The 20,576-nt window shown below is 72.3% G+C and carries 19 protein-coding genes; 7 read left to right on the top strand and 12 right to left on the bottom strand.

All coding sequences use genetic code 11. The annotated features are described in order from the left end of the window. Positions 1-17: 17 nt before the first annotated feature. Positions 18-653 (bottom strand): NAD(P)-dependent oxidoreductase, encoded by a 636-nt coding sequence (locus ACIBBA_RS07720; RefSeq protein ID WP_396694808.1) that lies wholly within the window; start codon positions 651-653, stop codon positions 18-20. 99 nt (positions 654-752) lie between these two features. Here ACIBBA_RS07720 and ACIBBA_RS07715 point away from each other — a divergent pair, with 99 nt between their 5' ends. Beyond that, entirely contained in the window at positions 753-1,130 is a 378-nt protein-coding gene (locus ACIBBA_RS07715; RefSeq protein WP_396694806.1) for a winged helix-turn-helix transcriptional regulator, read from the top strand. Positions 1,131-1,179: 49 nt separating this feature from the next. On the opposite strand, the gene ACIBBA_RS07710 is transcribed toward ACIBBA_RS07715, so the two are convergent. The 7 genes from ACIBBA_RS07710 to ACIBBA_RS07680 form a co-directional block, all read right to left on the bottom strand. After that, the gene (locus ACIBBA_RS07710; RefSeq protein WP_396694804.1) at positions 1,180-4,737 is read right to left on the bottom strand and encodes an AAA family ATPase; all 3,558 of its coding nucleotides are present in this window, start codon (positions 4,735-4,737) and stop codon (positions 1,180-1,182) included. 285 nt (positions 4,738-5,022) lie between these two features. Continuing rightward, a complete protein-coding gene (locus ACIBBA_RS07705) occupies positions 5,023-5,478 on the bottom strand; it encodes a SitI3 family protein (protein WP_396694802.1) in 456 nt (151 codons plus the stop codon). Positions 5,479-5,492: 14 nt separating this feature from the next. Then, positions 5,493-5,849, bottom strand: a complete 357-nt coding sequence (locus ACIBBA_RS07700) for a hypothetical protein (RefSeq protein WP_396695188.1) — start codon at positions 5,847-5,849, stop codon at positions 5,493-5,495. 206 nt (positions 5,850-6,055) lie between these two features. Beyond that, positions 6,056-6,583 (bottom strand): DUF6244 family protein, encoded by a 528-nt coding sequence (locus ACIBBA_RS07695; protein ID WP_396694800.1) that lies wholly within the window; start codon positions 6,581-6,583, stop codon positions 6,056-6,058. A 163-nt stretch (positions 6,584-6,746) separates the two neighbouring features. After that, positions 6,747-8,069, bottom strand: a complete 1,323-nt coding sequence (locus tag ACIBBA_RS07690) for an AAA domain-containing protein (RefSeq protein WP_396695186.1) — start codon at positions 8,067-8,069, stop codon at positions 6,747-6,749. Positions 8,070-8,212: 143 nt separating this feature from the next. Then, entirely contained in the window at positions 8,213-10,726 is a 2,514-nt protein-coding gene (locus ACIBBA_RS07685) for a choice-of-anchor D domain-containing protein (RefSeq protein ID WP_396694798.1), read from the bottom strand. A 117-nt stretch (positions 10,727-10,843) separates the two neighbouring features. Further along, positions 10,844-11,569: a MerR family transcriptional regulator gene (locus tag ACIBBA_RS07680; protein ID WP_396694796.1), complete on the bottom strand. Its 726-nt coding sequence runs from the start codon at positions 11,567-11,569 to the stop codon at positions 10,844-10,846. Positions 11,570-11,622: 53 nt separating this feature from the next. Here ACIBBA_RS07680 and ACIBBA_RS07675 point away from each other — a divergent pair, with 53 nt between their 5' ends. The 4 genes from ACIBBA_RS07675 to ACIBBA_RS07660 all read left to right on the top strand — a co-directional run bounded on the left by ACIBBA_RS07675 (position 11,623) and on the right by ACIBBA_RS07660 (position 14,417). Beyond that, positions 11,623-12,144, top strand: a complete 522-nt coding sequence (locus ACIBBA_RS07675; RefSeq protein ID WP_396694794.1) for a DUF6194 family protein — start codon at positions 11,623-11,625, stop codon at positions 12,142-12,144. Positions 12,145-12,381: 237 nt separating this feature from the next. Continuing rightward, the gene (locus tag ACIBBA_RS07670) at positions 12,382-13,644 is read left to right on the top strand and encodes a phosphodiester glycosidase family protein (protein ID WP_396694792.1); all 1,263 of its coding nucleotides are present in this window, start codon (positions 12,382-12,384) and stop codon (positions 13,642-13,644) included. Positions 13,645-13,753: 109 nt separating this feature from the next. Continuing rightward, a complete protein-coding gene (locus ACIBBA_RS07665; protein ID WP_396694790.1) occupies positions 13,754-14,008 on the top strand; it encodes a hypothetical protein in 255 nt (84 codons plus the stop codon). A gap of 88 nt (positions 14,009-14,096) precedes the next feature. Beyond that, positions 14,097-14,417: a GYD domain-containing protein gene (locus ACIBBA_RS07660; protein WP_350869086.1), complete on the top strand. Its 321-nt coding sequence runs from the start codon at positions 14,097-14,099 to the stop codon at positions 14,415-14,417. Between the two features lie 39 nt (positions 14,418-14,456). Here ACIBBA_RS07660 and ACIBBA_RS07655 read toward each other — a convergent pair whose 3' ends face one another. The 4 genes from ACIBBA_RS07655 to ACIBBA_RS07640 form a co-directional block, all read right to left on the bottom strand. Then, entirely contained in the window at positions 14,457-14,858 is a 402-nt protein-coding gene (locus tag ACIBBA_RS07655) for a hypothetical protein (protein WP_396694788.1), read from the bottom strand. Then, positions 14,855-15,115: a hypothetical protein gene (locus ACIBBA_RS07650; RefSeq protein WP_396694786.1), complete on the bottom strand. Its 261-nt coding sequence runs from the start codon at positions 15,113-15,115 to the stop codon at positions 14,855-14,857. The genes ACIBBA_RS07655 and ACIBBA_RS07650 overlap by 4 nt, the downstream gene beginning before the upstream one ends. Positions 15,116-15,134: 19 nt before the next feature. Then, positions 15,135-15,785, bottom strand: a complete 651-nt coding sequence (locus tag ACIBBA_RS07645; protein WP_396694784.1) for a hypothetical protein — start codon at positions 15,783-15,785, stop codon at positions 15,135-15,137. A gap of 1,440 nt (positions 15,786-17,225) precedes the next feature. Further along, positions 17,226-18,521 (bottom strand): phosphodiester glycosidase family protein, encoded by a 1,296-nt coding sequence (locus ACIBBA_RS07640; RefSeq protein ID WP_396694781.1) that lies wholly within the window; start codon positions 18,519-18,521, stop codon positions 17,226-17,228. 160 nt (positions 18,522-18,681) lie between these two features. Here ACIBBA_RS07640 and ACIBBA_RS07635 point away from each other — a divergent pair, with 160 nt between their 5' ends. Both ACIBBA_RS07635 and ACIBBA_RS07630 read left to right on the top strand, forming a co-directional pair. Next, positions 18,682-19,221, top strand: a complete 540-nt coding sequence (locus tag ACIBBA_RS07635; RefSeq protein WP_396694779.1) for a SigE family RNA polymerase sigma factor — start codon at positions 18,682-18,684, stop codon at positions 19,219-19,221. Beyond that, positions 19,208-20,434, top strand: a complete 1,227-nt coding sequence (locus ACIBBA_RS07630; protein ID WP_396694777.1) for a hypothetical protein — start codon at positions 19,208-19,210, stop codon at positions 20,432-20,434. Before ACIBBA_RS07635 ends, ACIBBA_RS07630 begins: the two co-directional genes overlap by 14 nt. Positions 20,435-20,576 lie beyond the last annotated feature (142 nt).

Here is a 20,576-nt window from a genome sequence, read left to right as displayed (position 1 = left end):
CCGACCGACTTAGGCCATCAGCCCTCCTCAACGCCCACATGCACCCGGTGCTGGCTTGGGGCTTCGATCTCGTCGAGTAGGGCGACAGCGAAGTCGGCGTAGGAGATGCGACTGGTCGCTTCGGCCACAGCCGTGCGGTACCGGCCGGTGCTGGCGCCGCCGTGGTCGAAGTCGCCGGCCGGGCTGATGACCAGCCAGTCCAGCCTGGTGGTGGCGCTGCGCAGTACCTGCACTCCGGCCGCGTGTCCCAGGTAGAAGAAGCGATACTCCTGCGGGTATCCGGGTGTGTCCATGAGCAGCGTTCCGGAGGCGGTCTCCAGCACCGAGGCCAGGCCGACTACCAGCAGCCGGTCCACGCCTGTCCCCGCCAGCCCGTCGAGCAGGGCGCGGGCGGCGCCGGCGAAGAAGACGTCGGGCTGCGCGCCGGCGTCGTAAACAGCGCTGATCGCGGCATCGTGGCCCCTGGCGAGTTGAGCGATGCTGTCCGGGTCCGTGACATCGCCGGCCCTGACCGTTACGTCATCTGTCGCCAGGTCGCCGTACCTGGCTGGGTGACGCACCACCGCGGTGACCTGATGGCCGCGGCGGCGGGCCTCGTGCACGGCCGCCCGACCGGCCCGGCCACCGGCACCGAAGACAATGATCCTGCTCATCCGCACACCTCGCGTCCGAGGCCGGTCCCGACTGCCGGCCGCCTTCCGGACGCTAACCAGGCAGGTGGTTACCACCTGGATACCGGCTAACGTGGATGCGTGCCTGAGCCGCTCGATCCGGACATGTTCGACCCGCTCTGTCCTTCGGACCTCTCGCCAATCCGGGTCGGCGACAAATGGGCGGCGATGATCATCCGCTGTCTCGAAACGGGGCCGCGGCGATTCTCGGAGCTTCGGGGCGCCCTTCGCGGCGTCACCGCGAAGGTGCTCACGCAGTCGCTGCGGGCGCTCGAGCGCGACGGCCTGATCACGCGCACCGCCCATGCCGGCAGCACTCAGCGGGTCGAGTACGAGCTGACTCCTCTGGGCCACAGCATCCTCGAACCAATGGCTGCCGCGTGCTCCTGGGCGCAGAAGCACTGGGATGAGCTCCTCGACGCACGAGAGGCATCGTCAGCCCTCGGCCGCACCGTTTAGCACTCTTCCCGACGCCGGCCCTGACATCCCGCTGGCACGCCGCCCGCCCTCAGAGCCGCCAGGGCATCGGCTCGGGCGGGAGGTAACGGCAGGTGCCTCCGGTCGAGACCGTCTCACGCAGGTGGGCGGCGAGCGCCGGGTGACGGTCGTCGAGCTTGCGCAGCGTGTCCCGGATCCGGGCGGTCACCGTCTTACGGGCGCGTTCGGCCTCATCCCCGAGCCGGCGGGTCCGACCGGCCAACCCGGCCGCGGCGCGCAACTCGGCGAGGAGCGCCTCCCGCTCGGCGTCCAGCGCGGCCATCCGGGCGTTGTCACCGCGCGCGGCGGCCCGGTCGATCTCGTCGTCCAGCCCGTCCAGGTGCCGCCGGTAGCGGGCCTTCGCCTCGTCGTCCAGCACGGGGTCGCCGCCCATCCGGCGGGCGGCCACCAGCTCCGGCCCGGCGGCCGGGTCGAGCAGCTCCACGGCCGGGACGTCGGTGCCCGGCTGGCCGAGCAGCAGGTGCAGGTCGTGCAGGCCCTTGGCGTCCGGCAGTTGGACGACCACGCCGGCGTAGCCGAGCTGCCAGACCGGTCCGTCCTGGCGGAACTCGTAGCGCGTGACCGGTGGCGCGACGGCCGCGCCGCCCGGTTTCGGGCCGGCGGTCGCCGTCAAAGCCGCTTCCGCCCGGTCCGTTGCGGCGTTCGCCCCGACCGGGTCCGTGCCGGTGGCGGCTCCGTCCGTCCGGGAGCGGCGGGGAGCCCCGGGGAGCACGCTGTCCTGGTGCCGGCTGACGGCCGTCGGTGGCAGCTCCTCGTACAGCGGTAACCCGCCGGTCATCGCAGCCGGCGCCGTGCCCGGCTGCGGCCCCGCTGTCGCTCCGACTGACTGCGGCCTGGCAGCCGCCTGCCCGGCCGGTCGGAGGGTCGCCGGGTCGGGCAGCCGGTCGAGCACGTGCCGCATGCCGAGCATGGCCGCCTGACGCCCAGTGGCGTCGCACAGCGCCCGCACCGTCTCCGCGTCACCCGGGTGGTTGCGGCGGGCCAGCGCATCGGCCAGGCCGGCGCGGGCGATCACCGACCAGGGCCGAGAGCCCATCCGGTCGGCGGCGTCCCGAGCCGCCTGGAAGCCGGCGACAGCGTCGTCCCAGCGCTCCTGCCCGGCGTCGAGCACCGCCAGCCAGTGGTCGACCGGGCCGCCGACATCGCAGCCGAAGAGCGCCACCATCCACTGCCCACGGTGCGGGTCCAGCGCCGCCCGCGCCTCGGTGCAGCGCCGCGGGTCACCCGACGCCGCGGCGGCCTGCGCCCGCAGTCGCAGCCACAATGGCGACACCGGGCGGGTGTACGTGATGCCGGCGGCCTCGATGCCGGCGGTGATGCGGACGGCCGTCGCGTGGTCGCCACGCTCCGCCGCGGTGATCGCGCGCGCCAGATCGAGGTGGGGGTAGGTGTTCTTGTCCAGCCCGTCGAGAAGGTCGTCGATCTCCTCGAACCGGCCCTCGAGCACCAGCCGGGCCCAGCGCAGGTGGTGGACCATGAAGGCGAAGTCGGTCGGTGGCGCCTCGCCGATCTCGTCGAGGGCGGTGAACTGCTCGTCGGCCCCGGCGAAGTCGCCCCGGAAACCGGCGATGATGCCGCCGTCGATGGCCGCCGCCATCCGGTTGCGGGCCACGTCGCCGGCTCGTCCTTGGCGGACGAAGGCGGTGAGCTCCTCGGCGTATCGCGGGTCGCCAAGTTCGAGCAGCGCGACCCAACGCAGCGAGGTCGCCCACAACACGGTCTCCTGATCACCGCTACGGCGGGCGACCTCCCGGATCTCGGCGGTCAGCGCGGCCCGGTCGGCGGCCGTGCCCAGCCCCCAGGTGGTGTCGTGTCGGGCCCAGAGGCTGAAGGTCAGCGCCTCGTCGTCCTGGCCGCGGCGGGCCAGCGTCTCGGTCGCGGTGATCAGATCGGTGACGAGCGTGCTGACCGGCAGCGCGGCGTCGGGCTCGCCGATCAGCCGCCGGTACGCCTCGCGCAGCAGCTCCTCCGCTTGCGAGATGCGCCCGCCGCCTACGTGTCGGTGCCGCTGCACGGTGAGCGCGACCCGGGCCAGCGCCACGGGATCCTCGACCGTGCGGGCGAGCGCCGCCGCCTCGCCGAGAAGCTTCCTGGCCTCGTCGGACGCGCCGCAGTGCACGAGCCACTGCGCCAGCTCCACCATGATCTTCACCTGGTGCGCCCGGTCCTGGACGACCTCCAGCGCCCGCCGGAAGTGCACCACCGACTCGTCGGCGGCCAGCCGCCCACCCGCGTAGCGCGCCGCGGCGACCAGCAGGTCGGTGGCCCGGGACGGGTCGAGGGCCGCGCCCGCGAGGTAGGCGTGCCGGGCCAGGTCGGCGGGGATCAGCCGCTCGCCCAGATCGGTGGAAGCGTCGACCGCCCGCACCACGGCGGCGTGCCGGGCCCGCCGCTCGTCGTCGGCGAGGCCGTCGTAGAGCGTCTCCCGTACCAGGTCATGGGCGAAGGCGAACCGGCCGCCACCGCGGGCCACCACGAGTCGGGCGGTGACCGCCCTGTCGAGGAACCGGTCGACCTGGGCCACCGGCGCCGAGGCGGACGCGGCGAGGACCTGACGGTGGAACTCGCGCCCCAGCACGGCGGCGACGGTCAGCGCCTCGACCACCGGCGCGGGAAGCTGGGCGAGACGGCGGCGCACCGCCTCGCGTACCCCCGGCGCGATCGTGCCGGCCGCGCCGTCGGCCCGCCACAGCCGGGCGGTCTGCTCGACGAAGAACGGGTTACCGCCCGTGCGGCGGTGTACCTCGTCGATCAGCCCGGCGTCCGGCTCCCGGCCGGCCGTACGCGTTATCAGCGCGCCGACCTCGTCGCGGGACAGCCCGGTCAGGGTGATCGTGGTCGCCTTGGCCAGCAACGGCATGAGCAGCGGGCGCAGCGGATGGTCGCCCGCTTCGACCTCGGCGTCGCGGTACGTGCCGATCAGCAGCAGCCGTTCGAACCAGGTGTGCTGGGCGGCGAACTCCAGCAGCCGCAACGAGGCCGGGTCGGCCCAGTGCAGGTCGTCGAGGACCACCACGACCGGACGGTGCTGGGAGACCGCGACCAGCGCGGTTGTTACCGCGTCGTAGAGGGCGAACGTCTCCTGATCGGCGTCGCCGGCCACGTCGCCACCGGCCGGGCCGGCCACCTCGGTCGGGCCGGTCAGCTGGGTCGGGCCGGCCACCCCGGCCCGGCCGGTCAGCTGGGTCGGGCCGGACACCCCGGTCGGGCTCGTCAGCTCGGTCGGGGCGCCGGTCGGCTCGCCGAGCAGCGCCGCGAGCGCGGGCTCGGCGGTCTGCCGCGCCACCGCCCAGTCGTCGGCGGAGCGCCGCAGGCCGCGCAGCACCTGCACCCACGGCCAGTAGCCGGGGGCGGACTCCGAATCCCAGCAGGCCGCCCCGAGCACCAGCGCGCCCCGCCTGCGGGCCTCCCGCGCAGCCGCCGTGACCAGCGTCGTCTTACCGATGCCCGGCTCGCCGGTGACCAGGACCAGACCGCCGTGGCTAGTGGTCGCCCGATCGAGATCGGCGCGCAGCAGCCCCGCGGGGTGATCCCGCCCGATGATCGCTTCGCCGGCCCGCGCCTCCATGACCTCCCGACGGTAACGGACGCCCCCGACAACGGGGTGACGCTCGGTGTCGGCAAGGTTGCGACGCCCCTGTGCCGTCAGGCCGGCTGATCCGAGTTGATTCACTCCAGATCGCCGACATCGCGGTATCCGCGCCGGCCGGATACCCCCATATCCCCGACCGGGAGTGGATATTGACCGTGGTCAGGGACGCTGGGCGGAGAACGCGCCGACCTTGGCGTCCTTGTTGGCTAGGGCCCAGATCGATCATTCAGCGCCCGACCAGGAGGCGCCGGCTCGCTCACCTCACGGTTGGATCGCCTTGCCAGCGAGGTCGTGATGACTCCACCAGTCCGGCCGGTGCTTTCGGGTCACCCCATCGGTACGGGTCAGCAGCAGATAGTTGCCGCCCTGGACCAACGCAGCATCCTCGGGCCGACCGGCAAGCACCCGCGCGACGGCGTCCACCATGTTGGGAATCGCCTTCTCCATTACCTCGTCGCCCCGCATGGAGAAGTCCACGTCGACAAACGTCGCCGGTTCCCATTCCCAGCGCGCCCCGCCGTCATCCTCGGCGTCGAAGTACCCGTGCTCACCTGCGTAGACGCTCAACGCGTAGCCGCGCTCCTCATAGAGGCGCGCGCTGAGCAGCCGCGGATCGCCGGTCGACGTCGGCTTCTCGGTGGGATTGGCGGCGGCAAGTTCGGCTACGTCCTCCAGAGGAATGTCGCCGGCCAGTGTCAGCCGAAACTCCAGGGCCATGTCGCAACCTCTCGTCAGTCTCGCCGTACGATCTGCACGATCGCGCCATTCGGCGTCAGCGCGACCAGTTCCTTCAGCCGGTCGATGGGCCAGTCGTCGAACTGCTGGCGTAAGGCTGTCAGGTCCCCGGTCCAGTCCGTGAGGTTCAGCACCACGCGCTGGGTCTGCGACTTCTCGATCTTCCCGCGGACTTCGCTCCAGACACCGCGAACCGCCTTGTCGGAAGTGGGAGAGTAGCAATCGAAGACCAGTCCTTCGAGCAGAAAATCCGGGTCCCTCCTCGATTCTCCGGAGTCTCCGACCTTGAGCCGAGCTTCGGCGATCTCTTTTGTCGTCGGATTCTGGTGGACTCGGTAGCCCCGGTCGGCCATCGTGTCGGCGCATTCGTTCTCCAACTCCAGAGAACGGCTTCGGACCGTGTCGAGTTTCGTGTGAATCCTCGTCGGGTGTCCAGTCGGCGACCCGCCTGGCGTGCCGGTCGGCTGTCGACTCCAAGGCGGGAAGGGACTGGCGTCGACACCCGCTGAGGCCGCCGGGCCGTGGGAAGGGCTGGTCGGTGGGGGGCCGCCAGCCCCGGTCAGTTTCCCGCCGACCCCAGCCGCCGCGCCTCGGCGATCGCCGCTTCGACAGTCTGTTCGGCGGTGCTGGCTCGCTGCGTCATCAGCGCCAGGACCTGTTTGATGCTCTCCAGCGACTGGAGTATCGGTCCGGGCTGCCCGCCCTGCAGGAGCGCGGCGGCGAGCTGCTTGGCCGCGTCGACCTGGGCGATGGTCGCGGCGGACGCCTCGCGGGCGCCGATGATGCCCTGCTGGACGGGGGCCAGTGCGCCGATGGTGTCCTGCGGGGTGGCTTCGCGCGGGACGCTCGCGGTGCCCTTGGTGGCCTCGTCGATGGCGACGGCGAGAGCGGTCAGGCCGCCCCGGATGTCGCCGATCGCGCTGCGTACCCGGGTCATGCCGGCCGCCACGGCGGCGAAGCCGGCGCCGACGGCCCGGAGCGCCACCTCCTGGGCCTGGTTGTCGGCGGCGGCGGTCAGCCCCTGCGCCCGCTCGACGCCGGCGGTCAGCGCGTGGAGTTCACCGGCGAGCTTCTCGACCTGCGACACGTGACCCGACCACCTCAATCGACGACGGTGGAGCTGCTGGGCCTTGAAACTACCGGGCCGCCCGCCCGGCGGCGACCCCACCGGCCCTGGCCCGGCGTCCGCCACGGCAGCGCCGGAAGGGCGGCCGCTGGGCGTCAGGGCTGAGCGACGAGCGGCCCGAGGATCAGGGCTGGACGAGGTGCCGCCGCAGGTGGTTGATCATCGACTGGTTCGCCTCCCAGCCGTCGGGGAACTTGACCGGCACGTCGAGGTGCATCGGCTCGGTCGACGGGTGGGCGTCGAGCAGCTCGCCGATGCCGTCGCGCGCCACCACGATGCAGGCGTGCCGGTGGCGGGACGTGAGCACGCAGAGCCGCCCGGACTCCAGGTGGAACGCGGTGGCGTCCCGCCGCCCCGAGAGTGGGTGCAGCACGATGGTGACGTCGTACTCGCGGCCCTGGAGCCGGTTGGCGGTGTCGACGGTGATGCCCGCGCCGGCCGGGCCGAGCTGCGCGCGGATGGCGGCGACCTGGTCGCGGTGCGCGGCACCGATCGCGATCCGGTCCGCGGTGACCGGCGCGCCCTGCGGCGTCTGCTCGGAGACGGCGACCGGGCCTCGCTCCACGAGCCGCACCGCGAGCGCCGCGCAGGCCGCGACGGCTTCCAGATCGGTACGCAGGGTCTGCCGCGCCGGCAACTCGTAGAGACCCCAGCCGGACGTCACGGCCAACTCGATCGCGTCGTCGACGCGGTCACCCGGTCCGGGCCTGGTCAACGACAGGGTCCGCTCGTCGGGGCCGGTGCCAGCGCGGAAGCCGGTGAACGGATAGAAGGCTGCCGCCACCAGGGGCGCGGCCGTGGCCGGCAGCCGCCAGGACACCGGCAGCCGGTGGACGGGCAGCTCCGGGTTGTGTCGCAGCAGGACCGCCACGGCGGACTGCGTCGGATCCCACGCCAGGCCCGTCCAACGCACGGTCTCGACGGTGGAGAAGGGGTCGAGCTGCCCGGGGTCGCCGACGAAGAGGGCCCGTTGGAACCTGCCGGCCACGCGCAGCAGGGCGTCCGAGCGCATCTGGTACGCCTCGTCGACGATCGCCCACGGCCAGGAGCCGTCGGTGACGGTGGCCCACTTGGCCGCCGTACCGATGATGACGGCCGGGCTGTCGAGGTCGGTGACCTTCGCGCCGACCCGGACCGTGTCGTGGCCCTTGACCCGCTCGGAGGGCTGGTAGTCAGTGGCGGAGAGCCGACCTATGCGCAGCTCGGGGGCCTTGCGCGCCAGCCGGTCGATGAGGTCGTCGACCTGCTCGTTGGTCTGTGCGATGACGATCAGCGGTTCGCCCGCGGCGGCCAGCTCGACGGCGGCGCGTACCACCAGGGTCGACTTGCCGGCCCCGGGCGGCGAGTCGACGACCACCCCGCGGTGCTCGCCGGTGCGCAGGTCGGCCAGCACGGCCGCGATGACCCGGTCCGCCTCGACCGCGGGCGGCAACTCCAGCCCAGCCAGCACAGCCCTCACCCCTGCACGCCGTTTCCGGAAGAGTATCGGCCGTGGCGGGGCCGGCCGTGCTCGGTCCTGCCGATGACAGAGGCGGTGGCCGTCGAATGCTCGACGACCACCGCCTCTACTGGTGGTGCGGGTTCAGCCGGTCATCGCGTGACCCGGTCCGGCGTCGGCCTGTCGCCCGGCGCGTACGGCGACCGCGGCGTTCCGCCGACGAAGCCCTGGACGGCGGCTCCGCTGGCGGTTCCCGGGTAGCGCCAGAAGGTGCCGACGACGTCGGCGACGACGGCGGTGGTGCCCAGGTGGTTGTAGACGTTGAACTGGTTGGTCGGGCCGAGCTGGGTGATGGCGGCGTTGGCGACGATCTGACCGGCCGTGGCGTTCACGTTGCTGACGTCCGGCTGGTTAATGCCGCTGATGCCGTTCGGCCACAGCTTCAGGAACGTGCTGGCGGTGGGCGTCACCGCGGTGACGTTGAGCGCCAGCGCCTGGGTGCCGCCGGTCAGCAGCGCGCCGGGCGTGGTGACGGTGCCGGTCCGGCCCGCGCCGAGGCTGCTGGGCAGCCCCTGTCCCTTGCGGCTGTCCACGATCCGGGTCGGCGTCTTCGGGTTGAAGCGCAGACCGTCGGCGAGGCTGCTGTCGTCGAGGAAGCCGACGATGTCGACGATCACGTGGGTGTCCTTCAGCGTGTAGACGCCGAAGGTCGGAAACTCGGATCCCCACGGGCAGTCGTAGCAGTGCCGGACGGGCACGATCGCCAGGTTGGGGGTGACCGACCCGCCGGTGTAGTTGACGGTGGAGGTTTTCGGTTCCGGCCACTCGCCGTTCCAGGCGGTGAGGAACCCGTTGGACGACGGCGACACCGCGGTGATGTTGAGGACGACGGCCTTCATGCGCCAGTTGGCGTCGGTGCCGTAGTTCACCGCGACCCGCACCTGGTTGTCGGCCGGCAGCTTCTTGCCCCAGTCGCTACGGCTGTCGAACACCCGCAGCGGCGGTACCGGCTGCAACTGCCCACCCAGTTGACCCGTGCTGATCAGCGGCGTGTTGTCGCTGGCGTAGTAGCCCAGCACGTCAACGATGACGTGGGTGTAGCCGGAGAGGTTGTTGATGGCGACCTTGCCACCCGCGCCGACGGCCACCGTCACCGAGTTCGATCGGATCCAGCCCCGCTGGAAGTTCAGCGACGACGCCGTGGGCTTGGCCTGCCCGGCCGGGTAGACCGTCAGGAAGCTCGACGCCGTCGGCTCGGTGACGGTCACGTTGAGCACGACCGCGCCCACGCCACTCGACGGCACCCCACCGCGCCCGGTCACCTGCAGGTTGACCGTGCCGTTGGTGCCCACCTTCGCCTTCGGGGCGCCGGTGCCGGTGCGGGTGTCCATGATCCGCGCGGGGGTCAGCGGGTAGTAGGTGCCCCTGGCGCCCACCACGCCGTTGAGCGTCAACGGCACGGTACGTGGGTTGGTGAGGCTGTTGTTCGGCAGTTGCAGGGTGGCGCTGCGGGCACCCTTGCCGCCGGCCTTCGCCGAGACGTCAACCCGGCAGGTCTGGTTCTTGGCCAGCGTGACGCCCTTGCAGGTGTCCGCCTTGACGGTGAACGACGAGGCGTCCGTGCCGCCGATCGTGGCGGCGCCGAAGGTGATCGCCGTGTCACCCGTGCCGGTCACCGTCACCGACTGCGTCGAGCCCGTCTCGGCGATGTACTGGTCGCCGAAGGCCAGGGACGCCGGGGTGACGTTGACCGTACGCGGGTCGAGCCCGTTGACGCCGAGCTGCACCAGCCGCTCGCCGAGCACGGTGTTGTCGGGCAGTCGGAGGAACGTCCAGTCACCGCCCAGCTTGGTCGGCTTCGCGCTCACCGTGACGGTGCACGTCTCACCGGCCGCGCGGGTCGTGCCCGAGCAGGTGTCGGCCGTGATCGAGTAGCCGCCCGGGGTGTCGAACGAGGCCGTGCCGTACTCCACCGGGTCGGAGCCCATCGACCGTACGGTGATCGTCTTGCTCGTCGCCGGGCCGCCGACGACCCGGTCGCCGAAGTTGTGCGACATCGTGTCGGTGCCGGCGGCGACGAACCCGACGCTCGAGTTCCACCGGATCTCGCCGAACAGGTCGTGGTGGCTGGATCCGCACGAGATCACGTAGAAGGCCGCGAACCCGGTGAGCGCACCGGTTCCGGCGTCCCGGGTGGCCTCCTGGACGGAGAGGTAGCCCGGTGCCTCGTCGCAGGTGGCGCCGTTGTGCGCGACGTCGACGAAGGCGAAGTCTTCGGCGTGCTCCACGCCCGTCAGCTCGTACGTGGTCCCGACGGTCCACGACTCGCCGCTCGGTGGGGCCAGCCGGAACGTCCAGGAGTCGCCGGCCTGGTCCGTTCGGAAGGCCAGGCCGTCACCGGCGCTCGGAGTGACCGTGAAGGTGGCGCCCCCGGCCTGGTCGTAGACCCGGGACCCCTGGTGCCACCAGGAGAGCGGGTTTCCGTCGACGGACAGCGCGGTGAAGGGAGCAGCCGGCGCGGGAGCGGCGCTGGCCGGGGTGGCCACCGCCGTCACCGCTGCCAGCAGGGTTATGGTGCCGATGGCGACACCACGAAGGTAACGCAACGAGACCCCCGTCTTGTTGGTTGAAGGCATGATCGCCAGCGGGGACAGTAGGTTCTTCATCTGTCGACCGGCAAGATCACTTCTGGGAAACTGTCCGAAGGGACGCCAGAGTCGGACGGTCGTCGCACGGACCGTCGGCACATCCGAGCTCATCGGTCCTGCGGTCACCGTGGTCCGTCAGAGTCCGGCGGTCTTCAGGTAGTCGGCGAGACGGCCGTCGGCGACCAGCATGGCGCAGCCCCGGGCGGCCAGCCGCTGCCGCCAGGTGGCCAGGGAGTCGGCCAGCGGACCGGGACCGTCGGCGGCGCGGACCTGCCGCATGACGGTGGCGATGTGGTCCAGCAGGTAGCCACCGCGGCGCAGCAAATGGGCCAGCTCGGCGTCGCGGACGTCGTCGGGGTCGTAGAGGCGTTGCCGGCTGGCCCGGTCGCGGGCCGGAGTGAGGATGCCGGCCCGTTCCCACTTGCGCAGCGTCGCCGGGGTGACGCCGAGCCGGTGGGCGAGGGCGCCCACGGGCAGCGGCCTGACGGTCCGCTCGCCGGCCAGTGCGGTGGTGAGCACGCCGACGGTGGCCTCGACGGCGTCGAGGGTCTCCCGATCCCGCAGCAGCTGCGCATGGCCGTGGTCGACGGCGCGCAGGGCCGCGTCGAGGTCACCCCGGGTCGCGGCGCGCATGATCTCGGCAGCGGTTGCGTAGCCGTACGCCGGCACGAGCGCGAGGTACGCCCGCAGCGCCACGGCGTGCAGGTCGGTGTAGGTGCGGTAGCCGCTCGGGGTGCGCTCGGCGGCCGGGATCACGCCGTCGCGCTCGTAGTTGCGCACGGCCTGCGTGGAGATCCCGTGCTCGCGCGCCAGGTCGACCGGACGGTGTCGCGGGTTTTGAGGGTTCAGCCGATCCTCCAAGCCTGGGACTGCGACAAAGCCTCAAAGGGTGGTTCAACGATACGGTGAAGGTCATGGCATCTTCTCCCGTACCCCCTGCTTCGCCCGCCGAGCCCGGCCCGAGTGCCGACGACATCGTCGAACGGATCGCCGCCCTGCCCGAGGTGGCCGTGGTGCTGGCCGACGAGGCGTCCGGCGCCCCGGAGCCGGCGTGGGGCTGGCGGTTCTTCTTCGTCGGGCCGGATCGTCGGCTGCCGTTCGCCACCCTCGGCGAGCACGACATGGCCGGCTTCGACGACGACTCGCGGCTCGACCGGCCGGGGGTCTTCCGGCTGAATTTGGACCTGGGGCGGCAGGAGTTCGAGCGGCTCTTCGGCTACCCGCCGGCCCGGTTCGCCGAGCACCGCTCGGCGATCGACTTCACCACTGTGGACGAGGTGCTGCCCCACCCGGTCTACGGCACGGCCGGCTGGGCGTGCGTGCTGAACCCAGGTCCGCGGAGCCTGGCCGAGGTGGATCGGCTGCTCGCGTACGCGCACCGCCGGGCGCTGAACCGGCACCGCCGTGCGGTCGAGCGCCGGGACCGCTCTTCCTGACCTGACCCGGCGCGCGGTTCCGGGCCGCGCTGTTCGTGGCGTCGTCGGTCATCGCGACGAGCGCGGCGAGCGCGGGGGCAGATGATCAAAAGGCACAGGCGGTTCACGTCGAGCATCTCCCCTGTTCACCCCCGCATGATCCGCTGGCCGGGAAGCTTTCCGCTGGTCCGGCCACCTGTCGGTCCGGCTCGACCCGCCGAGCATCGGCTCGGGTACCGCACCACGAAAGGAGCGACGATGAGGTCATCGAAGCTCGTACGCCCGAGTCTGGCGCTGCTGCTCGCCGCGGGGCTGAGCACGCTCGCGGCGCCGACCGGCATCGCCCAGGCCGCTCCCGTAGCGACGTCCGCGTCCACAGCGGACGCCCCGATCACCGTCACCTCGACCGAGCAGCTCGCCCCGGGCGTGACGTACGGCTCGTTCCAGGTGAACACCGCGCGCGGCGTCACCGTCGGCTACCTGCTCACCGCCGACCTGCGCAGGAACAAGGTCTCCCTGGACCTGCTGCACCCCGACGCCGTCGCGCAGCGGCAGGTCGTCTCGGCGATGACGAATGCCCAGGGCGCCGTCGCCGGCGTCAACGGGGACTTCTTCAACATCAGTGAGACCCACGCGGGGGTCGCGCCGACCAACTCGGCGTCGGGTCCGGAGATCGCCGACGGCGAGGCGCTGAAGTTCGCCGTGCCGAACTCGCAGCGCTTCGGCCCGGGGCTCGCCCCCGGCACCTCGACCCGGGACGTCTTCGGGGTGGGCGTGAACGGCAAGGCGCGCGTCGACACCCTGAGCCTGGCCGGCGAGGTACGCAGCGACAAGGGCACGATCGCCCTCGGCGGGCTCAACCAGTACGCGCTCCCCGTCGGCGGCGTCGGCGTGTTCACCGCCGACTGGGGCACCGCCTCCCGGGTCCGGTCGACCTGCGGCAGCGACACCAGCCGCAACGACCCGTGCAGCACCCACACCTACGAGGTGACCGTACGCGATGGCGTGGTGACCTCGGTGAGCCAGACGCCCGGCGCGGGCGCGATCCCCAGCGACACCCAGGTGCTGGTCGGCCGCGAGGCCGGTGCGGACGCGCTGGACGACCTCGTCGTCGGCGACCGGGTGAAGGTGGACGAGAAGCTCGTCTCCGTCGGCAAGCCGAAGCTGACCTTCGCGGTCGGCGGCGCCCCGATCCTGCGCGACGGCCAGCCGCTGGCCGGCCTGGACACCAAGACCGCCGCTGTGCGCAGCGCGGCCGGTGTCAGCGCCGACGGCCAGACGGTGTACCTCGTCGCGCTGGCCGGCCGCGCCCCCGCCAGCGCCGGCTTCACGATCGCCGAACTGGCCGAGCTGATGCGCTCGCTCGGCTCGGACGCCGCGGTGAACCTGGACGGTGGCGGCTCGACCACGGTCGCCGTCCGGGAGCCGGGCCAGGCGGCGGCCACCGCCCGCAACAACCCCTCCGACGGTACGGAGCGCGCGGTCGCCAACGGCATCGGCATCTTTGTCGGCCGCCGCTGAGCGACCGATCGGTGAAGGGAAGCGCCCCGCCTGGTGCGGGGCGCTTCTGCGTTACCTGCGCTGCCCAGCCGGATGCCCGGTTTCTGCGACCCGCCGGCCCGGCTGCTCGATGACTAGCCGTCGGCTGGCCGGGTACGCGCTGGCCATGGGTAGCCAGAAGCCGAACAAGCATGATCCCGGCGGCGAATCGGCGCGCGGACGGCGGCATCCCGGCAGCGGGGCTCGCGGCCGGCAGGGCTCGGAGGTCGAGCGCTCGCCGGAGCGCCGGCACCTGCGGGCCGCGACCGGCACGTCCGGCAGCGAACGTGACCAGGGTCGCGCCAAGGTCGAGGGCAGCGAGCGGGTGCAACGCCAAGGCAGCTGACCACGATCGTGGTACGCCGCGCAATGACTGTCAGCGGCACCCGCGCTCGCCGCGCGGGTGCCGCACCGTCCCGGGAGGTGACGTCGCGGTGGCGAAATTTCTGCTGAAGTCGACCTACACCGTCGATGGCGTGAAGGGCCTGGCCGTCGACGGCGGCTCGAAGCGCGTCGAGGTGGTCCGCGCGATCGTCGAGAACGCCGGCGGGCGGGTGGAGTCGATGTACTTCGGGTTCGGCGGCCACGACACGTACGTGGTCTGCGACCTGCCGGATCACAAGACGGCAGCCGGCTTGGCCATCGCCATCCGCGCGGCCGGCGGCGTCGACACGCGGGTCGAGCCGCTGCTGACAGCCGAGGAAGTCGACATGGCGACCGAGCAGCAGGCCGGCTACCAACCGCCGGGCAGGTGATCGCCTGACGCCGCCGGCGGCCTGTTCTGGGTTGCGGTGTCAGCGGGCGTCGGTGACCACGTGGGAGCAGGCGGCGCAGGCCGAACGGCCCTGCTCGGCGTACCAGCGGCAGCTGCGCCGGATGGCGCAGCGCGGCAGGTCGGCCTCGGCCTCGCCGGTGGTCTCCTGATAGGAGGCGGCGAGGCGTTCACCGAGGCCGCAGTGGGAGCCGGTCCAGAAGCCGCACGAGGTGGTGACGCAGGGGCCGGCGAGGCGGAACTGCGACTCGACTGGCAGGTCCGTGCCGGCCGTGGCGAGGGCGACGTCGGCCGGCATCTGCGGCGTGACGTAGGCGACCCGACCCGCCGGAGTGATCATGCCGAGGAAGACCGTGGCGTTGGCCGCGGGCGTGCTCGGGCACATCCGCTCCGGCGAGTCCGGCCGGTGGACCGTGTCGGTCACCGCTGCACCCAGAAGCCGAGGTCGTTGATCTTTTTGCCGAGGTCATCGGCGAACGGGCCGTCGATCACCCACAGCCCGTACCACTCGGGGCGCAGCTTCAGGTTGGCGTGCCCGACGGAGAGCGGGTTGGTCAGCCTCGTGCCGGCTACGGCGAGGGCGTTGAGCCCCGCCTTCTGAATCTCGCCCGCGATGAGGCTCTGCTGCTCGCTGGTCAGCTCGACGCCGTCGACCACGAACCGGAACTCGCTGCGTGCCATGTCCTACCTCCGATGATCATTACGCTTCGGTCTGCAGCCCGCGCCGCAGACTCGCCCTGGTGAAGGCCGCCCACGCGTCGGCCCGCCGCCCGCCGACCTGGTCGCGCCAGGCGCCGGCGTCGGCCGTACGCACACCCCACAGCTGGCGGCAGGCGGCGACCGCGAATGCCACCTGCTCGGCCCCGCCGGTGAACCCGGCGGGCCCGTCGGTCACCCGCAGTCCGCCGCCGCTCACCACGGTGACCAGCGGAAAGTGGTGGTAGAGGCTGGCGAGGGTGGCCAGGTGCGCGGTATCGACCCGACTCGCGGTGAACGCCTCGACCGGCTGGTCGTCGCGGACGACCCGGATGGCGCGCAGTGTGAACGCGGCCCGGGTGGAGCTGACCTCCCCGTCCACCTCCACCGGGCTGCTCCACCGCGGGGGTGAGTTGGCGGACCAGAACGCCAGCCAATCGTCGAGCCGGTCGGCGAAGTCCGCCTCCACGCGGACCGATCCTCCTGCGAGCCGCGCGCCCGCAAGCCGGTCCCGGGTGACCAGGGGCTGCGCGGAGCGTGCGGTGGGTGGTGCGGCGTGCGCGGCACTCGCCCCGGCGACCGTTGCCGCCGCCGAGGCCGTGGCGGCGCCCACGAGGACGCGCCGCCGGGATAGTGAAGGGATCGTGTCGTTCATCGTCCGCCTTTCCGTGACGGCCTTTGCGCGACACGCTATCGGCGGACATTGATCGAAAGAATCACGGTTCTATCGGCACCCCGACATGAATGTCAGCGATCAACGGCGGCGTGAATCCGCTCATTCTGCTGCCCGTCGCGTTTCCGCCTGAGGCTGGTCGCGTACCCGTCAGAGCCGCGCGCGCACCCCGGCCCGAGCGCCCTCTCCGCTCCTTCGGCTCGCCTGTCTGCCGCGCACCTGCATGCGGCCCGCCGCTGACAGGCGAGCCGCTTGCAGCCGGGGTGGGGCGAAGTCCAAGGGATGGAACGGTGCGGCGGCGGCCCGCAGGCGGGGACGCAATTGCGCGAGTGTCGGTAATCCTCATGGGCCCCTGGAGAGAGAATCCCGCAGGGAGTCTGGATAGGTTGATCATGCCGAGCTGGTGCTGTCCGGCTTGGTTTCGGCAGGTCAGGCACCTGACAGGGCACGTCGGGAGGACTCGTCTGGGGCCTCGGTTCGTGGACACCCCCAAACGAGCCCTCAGTGCCGTACCCAGTCGAGGCCCCGCGCGCAGACGAGAGGTTCGGCGCTTCCGTAGGGTCCCGCGCCGTGCCTGTGCCGTACGAGCCAGATGCCGCAGGGTGACTCATCCTGGCGCGGACCACGCGCGGCAACGCGCGGTTCGGCCCAGCCCTCGTGGTCACACATCCAGCCGAAGTGCCGGTCGTCGCAGGTGATGCTGGCCCCGGCGGTGGGCATACACCGCCGGTTTCCGCCTAGGGATGGCGGCGAATGTGCGGACGTTGCCAGGTCTGGTCAGGCTCTGTCAGACGAGGGTTTCTGACCGAAGCGCCCGCTGGGCTGACAGGAGCTGTCCCAACCTGACAGACATCGCACGCGTCGTGCCGGTCACGCCGCATCGCACTCGGGCCAAACCGGCGGGCACGCGGTGGCCTCGGCGCACAGGAGGCGAACCAGCGCCAGCGCGGTGACGTTGGACAGCGGGTGTCCGTCGGCGGGTAACCGCTGGGCGAAAGCCGTGTGGGACAGCCGTGGGCCGGCCAACGCTGGGGCGGCGGTCCGGGCGGCCGGGATCAGCACGACGACCGTCCGGAGCACTGTCCCGGACCGGACCGTCGTGCGAGCGCTGGTCCCGGACCGCCGGACGCCGGTCCGCCGAAACGGGAACTGCGGCGGTGCCGTCCGGGACCGCGGCCAGGACCCCGCGGACCGGCACAGGCCATCCGCGGACCGGCTATGGGTGTCCCGGACCACAGCATGGGTAGCGGGGCACTGGTCCAGACACGACCCGTACGGGCCAGCCCGTCCAGTCCGGTAGGGCGGGGTCAGCGCGACCCAGAGCGATCTCGAAGGTCACGTCGACTCGGGGCAGCGGGAGGATGCGGCCGGCACCTGCGCCCGGCCGCACCCCCACACCGACCCGCTGCCCGCGGGCGGTGGTCAGTTCCCGCTGCGGTACCGGCCGTCCACGTAGACGAGCGCGTCACCGACGGCCCGCTCGGCGCCGCTCGGGTGGCTGACCAGCGCGCCCTGGGCGGCCATCGCGGTGGAGCCGCCGCCGTCGAGGTTGATCGCGTCGGACAGGCCGAGCGCCTGGGCGACGGCGGCGGTCTCGTCCAGGGTGGTGCCGACGCTGGTGCTCTGGCGACCGTCGATGGTGGCGAGCACGATCTTTCCGTCCCGCGTGGTGCCGGCGATGGTGCGCGGGTTGCGGGCGAAGAAGCTGTCACCGGGGGCGCCATCCGGGACGACGATCTGCCCGTCCGCCGTCAGCGGGTACCGCCCGTTCACGCCGAACAGCCCCGGCCGCAGCGGAAGCTTGCGGCCCCGCTGGTCGGTGAGCGTCGAGTCCCGGTCCAGGCAGCCGCGTCCGGCCACGTTGAGCAGGGCGACGACGTCGCGCCCGGTCGCCTGCAACGAGGTCTGGCCGGCGGCCAGGGCGGTGCCCCGGGTGGTCGCGGTGCGCACCACGCAGCCGAGCCGGTCGAGTACGACCTCCGCGCCGGCGCCCGACGGGGTGGTCGAGGCGAACTCGGGGGTGAACTGCACGACGTCGCCCGGCTCGGTGCACTGGGTCTGGTCGGCGAGGGCGGCGCAGCCGGCGGGGACCACCGGCGGGTGGTTGATGAACTCCAGCGGCAGCGTGGCGTCGGTCAGCCGGTTCCGGACGCTGCCCGACCAGCTGAGCTTCCCGGTCAGCGCCCGGTTGGTGTTGGCGTCGACCACGAAGTTGACCTCGGCCGGGTCGGTGGTCGGCTCGCTGAGCAGCTTCCCGCCGAAAATCCCCAGCCCCACCGGATCGCCCGGGTACTGCTGGCTGGCGGTGAAGGTGAAGAACGAGGCGTTGACGCCGGCCAGCGCGCCGGAGGACCGTACGAGCTCGGTGGTCTTCTCCACCTGGCTGAGGTTCGGGCCGTACGTCGCCTTCAGGTGGCCCCGCGCGCGGCGCGGGTCGATGGTGAGCACGTTGACCACCCACGGGCCCCGGGTGGTCGTGTTGATCTGGTCGGCCGGCGCCGGCTCGGTGCCGCGCACAATGCGGGTCAGCGTGACGCCGGCGGCCAGGGTGCTGCTGGTGCGTACCTCGGTCAGGTCGGCGTCGCCGATCGGCAGGGTGCCGCCGGCCGCCTCGGCGCGGGCCCCGGGCACGACACCGAGCGCCACGGCGGCCAGCGCGGCGGCGGTGAGCGCCCCGGCACGGCGGAAGCCGGACAGGCCAGGAGTGGAAACAGTCATGCCCTGACCCTGGCGACCCTGGGGAACCGCATACCCGACTCCAGCTGACACTTCGGCGAATTGTGCTGCAAGAAGGGGATCCGGGGCGGGCTCGGAGAAGTCGAGGAAAAAGATTCCCGCGCGCGGCAACATTTGCCGACCCCCGCTCCGTTCTACCCGCGTGAAAGCCGAGGACGAGGAAGGCTTCCGGGAGTTCGTCGCCGCCCAGCTGCCGGTACTGCGGAACCTGGCGTACGTCACCTGCGGTGACTGGCACACAGCGGAGGACGCGGCGGCGACCGCTCTGGCCAAGCTGTACCCGCGGTGGCCGCGGCTGGAGCGACCCGACCTGTACGCGAAGACGATGGTGGTCCGCGCCGCCATCGACGAGAAACGCCGCCCGTGGCGACGGGAGCGCTCAGCCGGCGACGCGCTGCCCGAGGCGACGCAGCGCGACCCGACGACGGCGGTCGACGAACGGCTGCGGGTCCGGGCGGCCCTGCGGGAGATCCCGCCGCGGCAGCGCGCCGCCGTGGTCTGCCGGCACTACCTCGGCATGAGCCTCGAGGAGACGGCCAGCGTGCTCGGTTGGCACATCGGCACCGCCAAGAGCCAGACCTCCCGCGGCCTCGCCCGGCTGCGCGAGGTCCTGGCCCAGGACCAGATCGACCTTGACCACACCATCGATCCAGAAAGGGAGATAACCAGTGCGCGCAGATGAACTGGTGGAGAAGGTGACCTCCGACGCGCCGTCGCCGCGGTACACGGTCGACGACATCGTGACCGCCGGACGGAAGGTGCAGCGGCGTCGCCGGGCAGGGTGGACGGTGGCCTCCGCCGCGTTCGCCGTCACCGGCGTGGTCGCGGCGATCAGCATCGGCCTGCCCGACGCCACGGTGGGCCCGAGCGCCGGGGAGCAGGCCGCCGCCGGCACGTCCCTGGTGACGGCGTCGCCGCTCACCCCGGCCGCCGGCTGGGAGTTCCCGGACGACCCGTTCCAGTACGTCTTCCAGCGGTTCGACGCGGGCAAGCTGCACGTGAAGGACCCGATCGTCGTGTCGAGCGCCTACCAGATCGCTCCGCTGCACATGGACGGCCTGGTCACCAACGATCGCGCCGTCGACCCCGACGAGGTCGTCGAACCGCACGACGGCGCCGGCCCCAAGGGTGCCGTCGGCCCCAAGGGTGCCTCGAAGCCCGGGGACGACGCGCGGCAGCTCTACGCCTACCTGACCGTCTACCGCCCGGGCGCGTTCGACGCGGAGAAGTTCACCGGAAACCGGGTCACCGTGGACGGGCACCAGGCGATCGAGCAGGACGGACCGACCTACGGCGCGAACCTGCACCGGGCGCTCGCCTGGGAGTACACCGACAACGCCTGGGCGGTGGCGGAGAGCTTCGCGGAGCCGTCCGACGTCGCCGCCGCCGACCTGCGCGCCCTGGTGGCCGGGCTGCGGCCCAGCGTCCCCGCGCCGGCCCGGGTGCCGTTCACCGTCGGCTACCTGCCCGCCGGCTACCACGCCGCCGAACTCGGCCAGCACGCCTACGCCGGCCTGAACGGCATCGCCGCGGCCGGCGACGGCAACTACGGCGGCGCCATCTTCGCCGCTCCGGCCCTGCCCACCACCGGGCTCACCGAGCCGTACGGCGGCCCCGAGGGCGAGGACCCGCCCGGCAGCTTCCAGATCTTCGTCAGCCCCAACGCCAACTCGAACCAGGCGCTGAAGGACGGCGAGAAGCCGCCGGCCGAGCCGAAGTGCGGTAACGGCTTCTGCAACGCCTGGAGCCCGGACGGCAGGACCACCATCCAGGTGGCCAGCGGCGGCCGGCTCTCCGACGCGGAGATGACCAGGATCCTGAAGGGCATCAAGCTCGCCGACGTCACCGACGAGCGCACCTGGCCGACCGCCGCCACCGCGCTGCGGGCCGGCTGACCAGGCCGTACTGCTCCACTCCCCCTCCCCTGGGGGGGGGGGGGGGGGGGGGGCCGGGCGCCCCCCCCCCCCCCCCCCGGGGGGCCCCGGGGGGGGGGGGGGGGGGGGCGTGTTTTATAAACAAACAAACAAAATCTAGAAA

Source organism: Micromonospora sp. NPDC051006 (assembly GCF_044456245.1).
In the GTDB taxonomy this organism is placed as follows: domain Bacteria; phylum Actinomycetota; class Actinomycetes; order Mycobacteriales; family Micromonosporaceae; genus Micromonospora.
Note: the sequence above shows the minus strand (reverse complement) of the source record. Positions and strands in the feature narration are given on the sequence as shown.